Consider the following 14,077-nt stretch of genomic DNA (forward strand, 5'->3'; position numbering starts at 1 on the left):
GAACTTCAAGGAAAAAAGCAGAGCTTGATCCAAATCGTAAGACTCCCACTTCTACAAGTGGGAGTGGTACCCCCGGCTCTGCTTCGGTGGGGGTAGAGTCCCCCACCGAAGTCTCGATGTTCAACTTTAGTTGAACGAGTTCACTCTTGGAGTGATTCTAGATATTAGTAAGGCAAAGTCAGGAATGTAAGTCAAGTTTAAATCAAGAGTGCATGGCAAGAACCGTCCCCTTCTTGCAGGCAAAAAATTTTAGGAGGTTTCTAATGAAATGGCTGCGTAAGGATGTTCTCGCGATAGAGGATATGAGTGTTGAGGAAATCCGTCATATTTTGCATACTGCGAAAGTGATGAAAGAAATTTTAATGCGTCCGATTAAAAAATTACCTACTTTGAAGGGTAAATCTGTGGTCAATCTCTTTTACGAGGCAAGTACACGTACACGAACCTCCTTCGAAATGGCCGGCAAGGTTTTGGGAGCTGATACCACTAGTATTGCAGTTGCTCAGAGTAGTGTGAGCAAAGGGGAAAGCTTGTTCGATACAGCTAAGACAATTCAGGCTATGCGAGCGGATCTGGTGATTATTCGTCACCCGAGTTCCGGTTCGGCAAATTTCTTAGCGGATATTCTTCAGGCTGGAGTTATTAATGCCGGAGATGGTCAGCATGAGCATCCAACTCAAGCCTTGCTAGATGTTTTCACAATGCAAGAGCGTTTAGGAGAATTAGAAGGCAAAAAAGTTGTCATCGTTGGAGATGTTTTGCATTCTAGGGTAGCGCGGAGTAATGCCTGGTGTCTTCAGAAAATGGGTGTTGATGTAACCTTTGTAGGTCCACCCACCTTGGTTCCCATTGAAATGGAAGGACTTGGAGGAGTTAAGCTTAGCCATGACCTAGATGGCTCTTTGCCTGGGGCGGATATTGTGATGGCACTTCGTCTCCAACTCGAACGCCAGAAAAGCGGTCTGTTTCCAAGCTTACGTGAGTATAGTCATCTCTATGGTCTGACGGTAGATCGCCTGAAGAAAACAGGAAAGCAAAGTATTGTGCTACACCCTGGACCTATGAATCGGGGCGTAGAAATATCGGATGATGTGGCAGACGGTGTAGACGCTTTGATTGAGCGTCAAGTTACAAACGGGGTGGCCATTCGCATGGCTTTGATTTATTTACTGATAGGAGGTTCTAGTAATGTGGTGGCTTAAAAATATCCAGGTTATTGACCCAAGTCAAAAACTATCATCCCCCCAAGATGTTCTCGTTCAGGGCGGGCAAGTCTTAGAAATTTCCACCTCCATGACCGAGGAAGAGGTTTTAGCTGAAGCTCAAGGGGAACCTGTGGAGACTATTAACGGAACAGGAAAGTTTCTTTTCCCGGGGCTGATTGATGTTCATACGCACTTGCGTGAACCAGGGCAAGAAGATAAAGAGGATATTTTGAGCGGTTCACGGGCTGCAGTGCGGGGAGGGTTTACCGCAATTATGGCTATGGCTAATACTCTACCCGTGATTGATAATCGAGCCTTAGTAGAATTTGTACGCAGGCAGGGGGAGCGTGCAGGCTATGCTCAGGTGTATCCGATTGGGACAGTGACGAAAGGTATGCAAGGGCTTGAACTGGTGGAAATGGCGGATATGAAAGAGGGCGGAGTTGCCGCTTTTTCCGATGATGGTAAAAATATTCAAAATGCCGAAATGATGCGGTTAGCGCTAGAATATGCCAAACTCACAGGTCTCCCCATTATTAGTCATTGCGAAGATAAAGAATTGGCTGGAGAAGGCTTAATGCGTCGAGGTGTCGCTTCAACGAGGATGGGATTAAGGGGGATTCCAGCCATTGCAGAAAGCGTGATTGTGGCAAGAGATCTGCTGTTAGCGGAAGAGACTGGGGGAAAACTTCATCTTGCTCATATTTCTACGACAGAGAGCGTTGAGCTGATTCGTCGGGCTAAAGCGAAGGGTGTGGATGTAACTGCAGAAGTGAACCCTCATCATCTGATCTTTTGTGATCAAGATATTACCATAACGGATACAGTACTTAAAGTAAATCCTCCGCTAGGCTCAGCAGCAGACAGAGAGGCCCTAATCGAGGGACTTCGCGACGGAACCATAGATATGATCGCCACCGACCACGCGCCACACACTCAGGCGGAAAAAGCACGTCCCTTTGCTGAGGCTCCGTTTGGAATTGCCAGTCTGGAGACCGCGCTGAGTGCGGTTTGGCAACATTTAGTGCTGCCAGGACGGCTGAGTTTTGAGCGAGTGATCGAGGCTTGGAGCTACACTCCGGCAAAGCGTTTCAACTTGCGTGGGGGGTCGTTAAAACCTGGCACTTCGGCAGATATGGTGCTCTTTGATCCAGATTTCGCAGAAATGATTGAGCCCGCTACGCTGGTTTCCAAAGCAAGAAATACACCTTTTCTAGGAAAAACTCTCCAGGGTTTACCAGTGATGGTGTGGGTGGAAGGTCGGCTTGTGCAGAGAGATAGAACGGTACTATGAATTGGGAAACTTTGAAAACAGGTATATAAACCAAAGAAAGCGCGGTTAGAGAGGAGTGTTTGAGATGGCTTATCTCGTTTTTCAGGATGGGACGACCTTTGAGGGGGAAGCATTTGGGGCGTGGTTGAAGCGTTCGAACTCAGTGACAGAACAGGAAGTAGTTTTCAATACGTCGATGAGTGGCTATCAAGAAATGGTCACGGATTTGTCCTATGCGGGGCAGATTCTCGTCCTTACTCAACCGCAAATCGGAAATTATGGCTGGCACCATGAAGAAAATGAAGCGGATAAAACTCGTCTTCAGGGACTCATTCTACGAGAACTTTCCCAGGGAGAGGGAAGTTTACATGGCGAAGGGTCTCTGGAGGACTATTGTCTACAGCAAGGTGTTCAGGGATTGAAAGGCGTAGATACAAGGGCTTTGACAAGGTATCTGCGTCAATTTGGGACCTTACCGGGTGTATTAGTGGAAACTCGGGAGGCGGGATTGGAGTTCTGGACGAATTATCAGGGTCAGAATGAGGCTGCGGGGAAACGTGAGCACTGGGTTTATCGGTCAACGGTTAAGGAGGCCTACGAAATTCCAGGATCAGGTCCATTACTCGCGGTGCTTGACTTCGGAGTTAAGCGAAATATTATCCGTCACCTTCAAAAGCGAGGGTTTAGAATCATGGTTTTTCCAGCCAGGTCCACGGCGGAGGAAATTCTCAGTCATCATCCTCGCGGATTGGTGTTGAGCAATGGTCCTGGAGATCCTGAAGAGTTGCCAGAAGAAGTTGCCACAGTGCGAAGATTATATGACAAGTTGCCAGTCTTGGGCATTTGCTTAGGGCATCAACTTTTAGCCTTGGCCGCGGGTGGGGAAACCTATAAACTCCCTTACGGGCATCGTGGGGGAAACCATCCCGTCATTGATACGCGTTCTGGAAAAGCAACTATGACCTCCCAAAACCATGGTTACGCTGTGCAGGAGGCTTCACTAGCAGGCTCGGGTTTCGAAGTGACGTTGCTGAATCTCAATGATGGTACCGTCGAAGGCATGGAACATCAGAGTTACCCTGTCCTGTCCGTACAATTTCATCCTGAAGGGGCTCCAGGACCGGAAGAGAACGCAGTAATCTTTGATCGGTTTAAGGAAATCGTCGAGAAAAGCTCAATCAGAAAGGGGAGGAAATAACGATGCCCAAAAAAGAGTGGAAAAGGGTTCTGGTGATCGGATCAGGCCCTATAGTAATTGGGCAGGCTGCAGAGTTTGACTATGCCGGTACGCAAGCTTGTCGGGCTTTGCGTGAGGAAGGCGTCGAAGTCATTCTCGTGAATTCCAACCCAGCAACGATCATGACGGATCGGGAAACAGCGGACCGTGTCTATATTGAACCATTAACTGTCGAATCCGTGGAACGGATTATTGAGCGGGAAAGACCGGATGGATTAATCCCTACTATGGGTGGGCAGACTGGCCTGAATTTAGCCTATCAACTTGCTAAACGAGGAGTTTTAGATCGCTGTGGGGTTACTTTGATGGGAACCTCCCTGCAAAGTATTGATCAAGCAGAAGATCGGGAAAGCTTTCGAGCTTTGATGCAAGAACTTAAAGAACCTATACCAGAGAGTAAAATTGTGTCTCAAGTTGAAGAAGCACTCGCTTTTGCGACAGAGACAGGATATCCCTTGATTGTGCGTCCAGCCTTTACTTTGGGGGGTACTGGAGGCGGGATTGTCCAGAATTCAGAGGAACTAAAACAGATCGCCGAAAGTGGTCTGCAAGCTAGTCTGATTGGGCAGATCCTCGTGGAACGAAGTGTCGCCGGCTGGAAGGAAGTTGAATTTGAAGTTCTCCGAGATGGAGCTGGAAACTGTATCACGATTTGCCATATGGAAAATATGGACCCTGTAGGAGTGCATACTGGGGATAGTATTGTCGTCGCTCCTTGTCAAACCTTGACGGATCGGGAAGTTCAAATTCTCCGTAGCGCATCACGACGAATTGTCAACGGTCTAGGTATTGAAGGGGGATGTAATGTCCAGTTTGCTCTGCACCCTTCTTGCATGGAGTACGTGGTTATCGAGGTTAACCCTCGTTTAAGTCGTTCTAGTGCCCTCGCTTCTAAAGCGACCGGATATCCGATAGCTAAGGTCGCGGCTAAAATAGCGTTAGGGTATACACTAACCGAACTAAAAAATGCGGTGACAGGGAAAACCTCGGCTTGCTTTGAGCCGGCCTTAGATTATGTAGTGGTTAAAATTCCACGCTGGCCCTTTGATAAATTCAGTGAAGCGGACCGACGTTTAGGTACTCAGATGAAGGCAACCGGAGAAGTGATGGGGATTGGTCGAAACTTAGAAACCGCCCTGCTCAAAGCGATCCGCTCTTTGGATATTAAAGTTTATGGGGTTCGGTTATTGGAACTTGGGGGGCTTGCTGACGCTGAACTTAAAACTCTTTGTCAACAACCGGATGATCGAATGTTGTTTGTTTTGGCAGAAGGGCTGAGACGCGGTTGGTCGGTGGATTGGCTGGCTGAGGAAACAGGCTGGAATCGCTATTTCTTACTGATAATTAAGCGTTTAGTGGATAACATACCTTTACTAGAACAAGCACCCTGGGATAAAGACGCGCTGCTTAGTGCTAAACGGCTCGGTTTTGCAGATCAAGAAATTGCGACATTCTGGAAGGGTTCGGAGGATGAGGTTCAGCAGTTTAGGCAAGAGCATCGTATTCGAGCCGTTTTCAAGATGGTGGATACTTGTGCAGGAGAGTTTGAAGCCACGACCCCCTATTTCTATTCAAGTTATGATGTTGAAGATGAAGGGGAGGTTCACAAGCAGCCCAAAGTCGTTGTTTTAGGATCTGGCCCGATTCGAATCGGACAGGGGATTGAATTTGATTATTGCTCAGTACACGCGGTTTTGGCACTCCGAAAAGCTGGGTATGAAAGTATTATTATCAATAACAATCCTGAGACAGTTTCGACGGACTTTGACACGGCTGATCGTCTTTACTTTGAGCCTTTGACCTTGGAGGATGTCTCAGCTATCCTAGATAAAGAACAACCCGATGGAGTGATTGTCCAGTTCGGAGGGCAGACGGCGATTGGTTTGGCCAGTGGGCTAGCACGACGCGGCTATCCTATCATAGGAACGGCTGTAGAAGACATTGACCGGGCAGAAGAGCGGGGAACCTTTGACCGTGTTCTGCAGGAACTAGGGGCAAAAAGACCTCGCGGAGGCGGGGCCACGAACATGGAGCAAGTGCAGCGCGTGGCTCAGAAAATAGGATTTCCCTTGGTGGTCCGTCCTTCTTATGTCCTCGGTGGAAGAGCGATGGATATCGTTTATGAAGAGAAGGAATTAGAGGCCGTTGTCAGGCGTGCCTTATCTGCCTCAGCGGAGCAGGAGATCTGGATGGATCAATATCTGCTCGGTAAAGAGGTGGAAGTCGATGCAATCTCGGATGGAGAGAACGTCTTTATCCCGGGGATCATGGAACATTTAGAACGGGCAGGGGTTCATTCTGGAGATTCCATCGCGGTTTATCCGCCTCAAACTATCGACTTGAATATGCAAGAGCGTATCATCGCTTTAACTGAATCACTGGCTCGATCGTTGAAGGTTAAAGGGTTACTTAACATTCAATATGTAATTTATAAGAAAGAACTCTTTGTACTCGAAGTCAATCCACGATCCAGCCGAACTGTGCCTTTTCTTAGCAAAATCACCGGGGTTCCGATCATTGACTGGGCGACTCAAGTGATTTTAGGCAGGAAATGGGACGAAATCGCGATTCCGCGCGGTCTCTGGCCAACGGGAGATCGGGTTGCTGTTAAGGCTCCTGTCTTCTCCTTCTCAAAACTGCAAAGGGTCGAACCGTCTTTAGGACCGGAGATGAAATCCACGGGTGAAGTAATGGGAATGGATAGGACTTACGAAAAGGCCCTCTATAAAGCGCTTTTGGGAGCCGGTTTATCCTTTACAACCTATGGTTCAGTGTTTATGACTCTAGCAGATCGCGATAAAGAGGAAGGGGTCGACCTTGCTCGCAGGTTTGCAGAACTTGGCTTTAGAATTATGGCCACCAAAGGGACCACCCACTATCTGCAGAGTAAAGGGTTAAGAGTGGAACAGGTGGCGAAGCTACATGACGGCTCAAACGAAATTATCGACGGAATTCGGAGGCAAAAAATTCAATATGTCATTAATACTACGACCCATGGCCGGGTTCAAGAAAGTGATGGCTTTGCGATTCGAAGAGCGGCAGTAGAACATGGGATTCCCTGCTTTACGAGTTTAGACACTGCGGCCGCGTTACTTCAGGTGCTGGAAAGTATTTCACCAGGTCTCTTGCCGCTATAAGCGATGTTCGAGGTTCGATGTTCGTGGTTCGAACGAAGGACATGGCACGAAGCACGAACTTCGAACAACGGAGGTACAAAGCACGAGTTAAGAAGCGAGAAACACCAGACACGAGCATGAGGCGCGAGGTTAAAAACTCGAGTTACAACCACCAACCGCCCGAAATCGGTGGGAATTGAATTTCACCACAAAACGTACCACTATAAGTTAAATATTTGAACGTACTCAGAATAAGTTCGCGATGAACTTATTCTGAGGAGTTAGACCTAAATCGATGTTTGATAAGATTTAATATCAGTTCAAGATTGTGTTTATTAACTATTCGAGTCTCGAACTTCGAACCTCGAGCCTCGAATTAGGGGAGGTTGCCATGCTTACGGAAGGACAAGTGGTTGTTCATGAACCCTTCGGAGACGAAGATCAAAAGCTTAGGAGACTGGTTCTGAAGGGGCCCATTGCCAAAAACGCGCAAGCGGGACAATTTGTAGCCGTTAGAGTTCAGGATCCAGCACTTCCTTCATATGATCCTTTATTGCGGCGGCCCATTAGCTTGGCGGAAATTTCTCCTGAGCGCGATGAAATCACCTTGCTCTATCGAGTTGTGGGTAGAGGAACTGAAATCTTAGCTCGTGCTGGATGTGGAGAGCGTCTCAGCATTATGGGTCCCTTAGGGAAGGGATTTTCCTTACCGGATGAAGGGGAATTGTGGTTAATTGCGGGAGGGATTGGGATATTCCCGCTTTATTCTTTAGCTCAAAGTGCTCTTGCCCGGGGGCTATCCGTGCGTTTGTTTTGGGGGGGAGATAATCGTTCCTTCCTAGAAAGTGCGGGACTATCCTTATGGCAAGCGCTGGGGCTTCCGATACATCTCAGTACAATGGATGGAAGTCTAGGTCAAAAAGGGCTCGTGACGGTTCAAGTACTGGAGCAATTATCGAAGTTAACTGGGCAGGGGCAGAAGCAATATAAGCTACATACGAGTAAAAGTGGCAAGATAAATGTCGCCACTTGCGGTCCTCACAGGATGATGCAGGCAGTGACGGAACTATGTATGAACTTTGGGGTTCCCGTGGAAGTTTCGCTGGAAGAACGCATGGGATGTGCTGTAGGAGCTTGTTTAGGATGTGTATGTACTCTGAAGGACGAAGCTGGAACTTTGATGCAAAGGAAAGTTTGTCTGGATGGACCGGTTTTTCGGGGCGAGGAGGTGGTCTGGGATGTGTCCTGTTGATTTAAGGACTGAGCTGGCGGGTATCCTATTAAGGAATCCGATCCTTACTTGTTCAGGGACTTATGGTTTTGGAGAGGAGTACGCAGCCTATTGTCCAGTCGAAGCTTTGGGAGGAATAACCTTGAAAGGGATTACTCCTTTGCCACGACTGGGAAATCCCGTTCCCCGGTTAGCGGAAACTCCGGCAGGGTTATTGAATGCCGTCGGGCTTGAAAATCCTGGACTTGAGGAATTTCTCAAGTCCTATTTACCCAAGGTGCGGGAATTGCCGACAGCGGTCATTGCCAACATCTCTGGTTTTTCCCTGGAGGACTATACTCAGATGGCGCGGGCCTTGCAAAGGGATTCAGGGTTAGCTGCGCTGGAAATCAATATTTCCTGTCCCAATGTCAAACATGGCGGAATGCATTTTGGCACGGATCCGCAGAGCGCTCAAGAAGTGATTACAGCTGTAAAAGCAGAAACTGATCTTCCGATTATCGCTAAACTTTCACCTAATGTCACAGATATTGTAGGGATGGCCCGAGCGGTACAGCTTGGGGGAGCAGATGCTGTTTCCCTAATTAATACGTTGTTGGGAATGTCTATTGATCTTGATCGACAACGTCCTATTTTAGCCAATACCTTTGGAGGTCTTTCTGGGCCCGCTATTCGTCCGGTTGCTGTCCGTATGGTTTGGCAAGTCTTCCAAGCCGTGGATTTACCCATCATAGGAATGGGCGGGATCACTACGTGGCAGGATGCAGTAGAATTTCTGCTAGCAGGGGCTACGGCGGTAAGTATCGGTACGGGGAATTTCGTTAATCCTCAGGCACCCCTGGAGATCCTCCAGGGAATCCAAGACTACTGCGATAAACACGGACTTGCTTCCGTGGCAGAATTAACAGGATTAGCCCATAAGTCTTTGTAAGTTAGCTTCCACATAGGAACACTTCATGGCCCAGAGAATAATACTCCACCTGAAGTTTACGAAGAATTTACCTTCACTTACGTATAAATAGGGGTCTGGGAAATTAGGTAAATTTTCGCTGGTTGAAACGGAGGTAATCATTTGGATATCACAAAAAATAATCGGGTCATGGTGGCTCTTGATGTTCCAGGGCGCGAGGAAGCCTTAGCTTTAGCTAGGGTACTCCAAGGCAGTGGATGTTGGCTTAAAGTGGGTTTGGAACTGTATTCCTACACCGGTCCGGCGATGATTGGGGAACTTAAGGCTATGGGATTTCCTATCTTTTTAGACCTCAAACTCCATGACATTCCGAACACAGTGGAACGGGCGATTCGCGGATTTGTTCAGTGCGGTGTGGACATGATCAATGTCCACTGCAGTGGCGGGTATGATATGATGGCTAGGGCTGCTTACGCAGTACGAGAAGAAGGAAGTAAGCTGGAGCGTGTTCCTAAAGTGATTGGGGTTACAGTCCTGACGAGTATCTCAGAAACTCAATTCAGTGAAGAGATGGGAATGCAACGAAATCTTAAAGAGCATGTCGTATCCCTCGCAAAATTAGCAACCAAAGCAGGACTCGATGGAGTTGTCGCTTCTGCTATGGAGGCGAGAGAGATAAGGCAGAATACCAACCCGGAGTTTCTGATTGTAACACCAGGAATACGTCCGGCCTGGAGTGAAGCCCAGGACCAGATGAGGGTTTTGACCCCGGTTGAAGCCTTGGCAGCGGGAAGTTCGTATCTAGTGGTCGGAAGACCAATTACCCGGGCTGAGGACCCTCGTCAAGCCTTAGAACGACTTTGGGTACTGTAGGAAAAGGAGAGAGATACTAAACATGAAAAACGAATCAAATGCAGAATTTAAACTAGGTAAGGCACCCTTAAGTGCTGATCAATACCTGGACATATTTAGAAAAAGCTCAGCCTTATTGGAAGGACATTTTCTCTTAACTTCAGGAAAGCACAGCGCTCAGTACATGCAGTGTGCTCAAGTTCTGCAATATCCGGAGCGGGCAGCTATTTTAGCCGAGGGTTTAGCGTCAGTATTTCGTGACCTGGAGATCCAAACCGTTATTGGACCCGCCACGGGTGGGATTTTAGTGTCTCATGAAGTCGCTAAAGCGTTGGGAGTTCGGTCTTTGTTTACAGAACGGGAAAATGGAATTATGCGTTTGCGGAGAGGGTTTACCCTTTCCCCAGGGGAACGTGTCTTAGTAGTTGAAGACGTGATCACAACGGGTGGATCTGTCCGTGAGGTGCTCTCTGTTGTCCGAGAATTTGAGGCTATCCCAGTTGGGGTTGGTGTGCTGGTGGATCGAACCGGAGGAACGGTAGATTTTGGTCTACCCCAGAGTTCGATTATTCAATTAGAAATCCAAGCCTATGAAGCACAGGAATGTCCGCTTTGTGCTCAAGGGATCCCTGCGATCAAACCGGGAAGTAGAAAACTTTAGGTCGTTGTTAAATTCTATTGAAGAGATTAAAGGCTCACTTAAAAGAGGGTTGTAACAAACTGAAAAAAATCATTTGTTACAACCCTTAACTCTTTAAGAACAACCTGGATTAACCGAAATTCATAGGAATTTAAGAAGTGGTTTACTTGGTGGATGTCATTTGCGGAGATATTATAGGATTCTATTAAAACTGAAATTATTTCCAGAATAAGAGGAATATATTGGATTGGAGCGAATAATGAAGGGATAGAAAAAGGTGGAAAGGAGCTGTGAATCCGATTGAAGACCTTGCTAATCTATGATTCCTTCTTCGGTAACACCGAACAGATAGCCTATGCCATTGGAAACATACTTAGCTCTCAAGAAGGAGAAACAATCAGGGTAACAAAAGTTACGCCGAGGGAATTACTCGACTTAAAACTGTTAGTTATTGGATCTCCTACCCGAGGTTTTCGACCTACCGAAGCAATTACTAAATTCATAAAACAATTACCTGAGAATAGGCTTAAAGGTGTCACGGTTGCAACATTTGATACGAGGCTATCCTTAAGTGACATCGAATCGTCTGCGCTGAGAACGATCGTTAGAGTGGGCGGCTACGCTGCCAATTCCATTGCCAATAAGCTAAGAAAGAAGGGCGGAACCCTGATTGTGCCTCCGGAAGGGTTCCTTGTAACCGGGGAAAAAGGTCCCCTAAAAGAGGGCGAACTTGAACGAGCTGCGGACTGGGCTAAGCAATTATTTTAAGCACTATGTCAATAGTTATAAGTTCAATGTACTTTATGGCTATTAGACAACAATGGGCGATTTGAATAAGATAGTTTGATATAATAAAGTGATTTAGTTTTCAGAGAGGGGGTTGATCGTGAAGAAGGTAATCCTATTTGTCATTGACTCCCTTCATCCTGTGGTCTTGGCCAGGATCCTTTCGGAAGGAAATGCCCCTGCTTTGAGCTTTCTCGCAAAACACGGAACTTACTTTGATCAAGTTATCTCCGCTTTTCCTACCATGACCCCTGTCGCCACAAGTTCCATGATTACGGGCACTTGGCCTGATCAACATAGAGTTCCTGGTTTTATCTGGTACAACGAGGAGATACGGAAGATTGTAGATTATGGAGCGACTTGGCAAAGCGTTTTAAAAATTGGTCCGCAGCAAGTCCTTCGCAACCTGTTAATTAGGCTTAATGAGGAGCACCTTAATTCAAAAACGCCGACTTTGTATGAAGAACTGGAAGCAGGCGGATATAGTTCTGGTAACATTAACTTTTTCATGCATCGGGCTACACACCGTTACAAAGCAAAAATCCCCTTTTTGCTTTCTTTGGCGACGGGTTTTCGTTTAAAACAAGAACAAGTTTCAGGACCAGCCCACTTGACCCTTGGTCAACTCATCCATCCGCCTTTCTACGGATGGCCTGTGAGTTATCCCATAGGGCCTTTTCATCGTTTCGGAGTCAATGATGTTTTTTCTGGGATGATAACTGCTCAGCTGGTCCGCGAAAAGAAGCAGCCAGATTTCACAGTGGTCTATTTCCCGGATAATGACAAATATTCACACGAGTACGGCCCATTACGCTCAGGGCCCTCGATCGAACGTGCAGACCAACAAATCGCTCTGGTCCTTGATGAGTTTAGTTCGTGGGAAAAAGCCTTAGAGGAAAATGTCATTATCGTTACCGGAGACCATGCACAGTCGACGGTTGGGTTAGGCAAAGAATACCTGATCGATTTAGATTATGCGTTAAAGTCTTTTCAACGATTAAAAGCTACAGAAGAAGCAAGTGGAGATGACAATAGCAAGGAGATTGCCATTTGTCCGAATGAACGCATGGCTTTTATTTATCTTCTCCAGCGTATGAATGAGATTTTACCCGAAGTGGTGGGAATTCTAGCCAAAGATCCTCGCAATGCCCAAATCGCATGGAAAGTCTCTGAAAATAGATATTGCGTTGTACAAGGCGGAACGGAAAAAGAGCTTTGCTTTTGGCGAATTGGTCCTTATCAAGATCTTTACGGTCAATCTTGGTCTTTTGAAGGGGATCTATCCGTGGTCGATGCCCAGGTTGTAGACCAAAAAATCATCGAATTTGGGAAGTTTCCAGATGCATTTAATCGTCTGATATCAGCACTTGAAGTGCGGAGCGAAAGTCGTGTCATTGTTTCGGCCGCATCGGGATACGAATATTTTGCCGTCGGGGCACCTATTCACCCGGGCGGAGGAAGCCACGGTTCCCTAGAACAAGAAGATTCGACAGTGCCCATGATCATTTCTGGGATGACGGTCAATTTGAAGCATCCACGGATTGTTGATCTATATTCAATGATTCTTGAACATTTTGGATTAGGACGATGAGTGTAAATAAGTGAGTCTTTTCTAGGCCTCTGGACAGAAAGATGTGTCATTCTCGAAAGGATATAGGGTTTGCTTAGCTCTTTTACGTTATTATTAAGAGAGAATTATAAATCGAATTCGTTAGGGGTTGGTAAGAGAGTGGCTGTTGTAGATTCAAATCAAACAATTAGAAGGGCTAAACATAATGACATTGACAGTTTACTTGGATTATTAAGTGTCTTATTTTCTATAGAAACTGATTTTACTATCGATGAATCAAAGCAGCGAAGTGGACTCGAAATGATGCTAGATGGCCAAACTAACCGCTGCATAATGGTAGCGGAACTAAATCAAAAGATCGTAGGAATGTGCACGGCGCAGATTTTGGTATCCACTGCCGAGGGCGGAATAGTTGCTTTAATTGAAGACATGGTTATCGGCAACAATTATCGAGGACAGGGAATAGGTAGGGACCTGTTAATATCGATTGAAGGTTGGGCAGTTGAAAAAGGTGCAAGGCGTTTACAGTTACTAGCTGATCGCAACAACACCCCGGCTTTGGAATTCTATGCAAAGATGAATTGGAACAACACTCAGCTTATCTGTTTACACAAAAAGTAGTTGATAAAACATTTTATGAGCAAAACGGTAAACATTTTGATTCAAGGTGACATTAAGTGTAGATCAGAAGAAAAAGGTAATGCTCAGTATAAAATAGGCTCAAAAAGAACGGGTTTCATGCTGTTTTGTGCCTTGAGCGCAGCGAAAGGAATGGTTTATAAGTATGAATAAAAAGCGCTGGATTTCTATAGCTGTTATCATTGTTTTGTTAGTGGTGTACGTACGTACAGAAGTTATTTCAACAGGACCAAACATAGGGAAATTGAAAAGATCCCTGCTTCCTTCTGAACCATCATTCAGTACCGAGACTTATCAAGAAGGAGCCGGTAAAACCATTGCTTTGATTACCGTCAAAGGAACAATTCAGAGCGAAAGTGATACATTGACAGCCGGTACCAATGCCTATAATCATCAAGCATTTTTACAGGAAATCGATGATGCCTTTACTAATCCGGAAATTCAGGCTGTTGTCCTGACGGTTGATTCGCCTGGCGGCGGTGCATATGAAAGTGATGAGATTTATCAGAAACTGATAAGTTATAAAGAAAAATACCCCAAACCTTTGATTGTTTCCATGGGTTCAATGGCAGCTTCAGGCGGTTACTATATTTCGATGCCGGCGGATAAGATTTTTGC

The 14,077-nt window shown here is 46.3% G+C and carries 12 protein-coding genes; all 12 read left to right on the plus strand.

The genetic code is table 11. The features are described 5' to 3' along the window. Window positions 1-263: 263 nt before the first annotated feature. A complete protein-coding gene (locus tag JL57_RS30175) occupies window positions 264-1,202 on the plus strand; it encodes an aspartate carbamoyltransferase catalytic subunit (protein WP_034141373.1) in 939 nt (312 codons plus the stop codon). Continuing rightward, entirely contained in the window at window positions 1,189-2,499 is a 1,311-nt protein-coding gene (locus JL57_RS30180) for a dihydroorotase (RefSeq protein ID WP_034141374.1), read from the plus strand. The genes JL57_RS30175 and JL57_RS30180 overlap by 14 nt, the downstream gene beginning before the upstream one ends. Window positions 2,500-2,563: 64 nt before the next feature. Then, window positions 2,564-3,676 carry a glutamine-hydrolyzing carbamoyl-phosphate synthase small subunit gene (gene carA / locus JL57_RS30185; protein ID WP_034141375.1) on the plus strand — a complete coding sequence of 371 codons (1,113 nt, stop codon included), beginning with the start codon at window positions 2,564-2,566 and terminating at the stop codon, window positions 3,674-3,676. A 2-nt stretch (window positions 3,677-3,678) separates the two neighbouring features. After that, window positions 3,679-6,852: a carbamoyl-phosphate synthase large subunit gene (gene carB / locus JL57_RS30190; RefSeq protein WP_034141376.1), complete on the plus strand. Its 3,174-nt coding sequence runs from the start codon at window positions 3,679-3,681 to the stop codon at window positions 6,850-6,852. Between the two features lie 370 nt (window positions 6,853-7,222). After that, the gene (locus JL57_RS30195) at window positions 7,223-8,083 is read left to right on the plus strand and encodes a dihydroorotate dehydrogenase electron transfer subunit (RefSeq protein WP_034141377.1); all 861 of its coding nucleotides are present in this window, start codon (window positions 7,223-7,225) and stop codon (window positions 8,081-8,083) included. Next, window positions 8,070-8,993, plus strand: a complete 924-nt coding sequence (locus JL57_RS30200; protein ID WP_034141378.1) for a dihydroorotate dehydrogenase — start codon at window positions 8,070-8,072, stop codon at window positions 8,991-8,993. The genes JL57_RS30195 and JL57_RS30200 overlap by 14 nt, the downstream gene beginning before the upstream one ends. A gap of 141 nt (window positions 8,994-9,134) precedes the next feature. Next, a complete protein-coding gene (pyrF, locus tag JL57_RS30205) occupies window positions 9,135-9,845 on the plus strand; it encodes an orotidine-5'-phosphate decarboxylase (protein WP_034141379.1) in 711 nt (236 codons plus the stop codon). Between the two features lie 22 nt (window positions 9,846-9,867). After that, window positions 9,868-10,485: an orotate phosphoribosyltransferase gene (pyrE, locus tag JL57_RS30210; protein WP_034141380.1), complete on the plus strand. Its 618-nt coding sequence runs from the start codon at window positions 9,868-9,870 to the stop codon at window positions 10,483-10,485. Between the two features lie 279 nt (window positions 10,486-10,764). Next, the gene (locus JL57_RS30215) at window positions 10,765-11,232 is read left to right on the plus strand and encodes a flavodoxin family protein (RefSeq protein ID WP_034141381.1); all 468 of its coding nucleotides are present in this window, start codon (window positions 10,765-10,767) and stop codon (window positions 11,230-11,232) included. A gap of 118 nt (window positions 11,233-11,350) precedes the next feature. Then, a complete protein-coding gene (locus JL57_RS30220; RefSeq protein WP_034141382.1) occupies window positions 11,351-12,841 on the plus strand; it encodes an alkaline phosphatase family protein in 1,491 nt (496 codons plus the stop codon). Between the two features lie 138 nt (window positions 12,842-12,979). Beyond that, a complete protein-coding gene (locus JL57_RS30225) occupies window positions 12,980-13,441 on the plus strand; it encodes a GNAT family N-acetyltransferase (RefSeq protein WP_034141383.1) in 462 nt (153 codons plus the stop codon). A 163-nt stretch (window positions 13,442-13,604) separates the two neighbouring features. After that, window positions 13,605-14,077: S49 family peptidase (locus tag JL57_RS30230; protein ID WP_034145576.1), on the plus strand; the 473-nt coding region annotated here is incomplete at its 3' end.

The organism is Desulfosporosinus sp. BICA1-9, assembly GCF_000802135.1.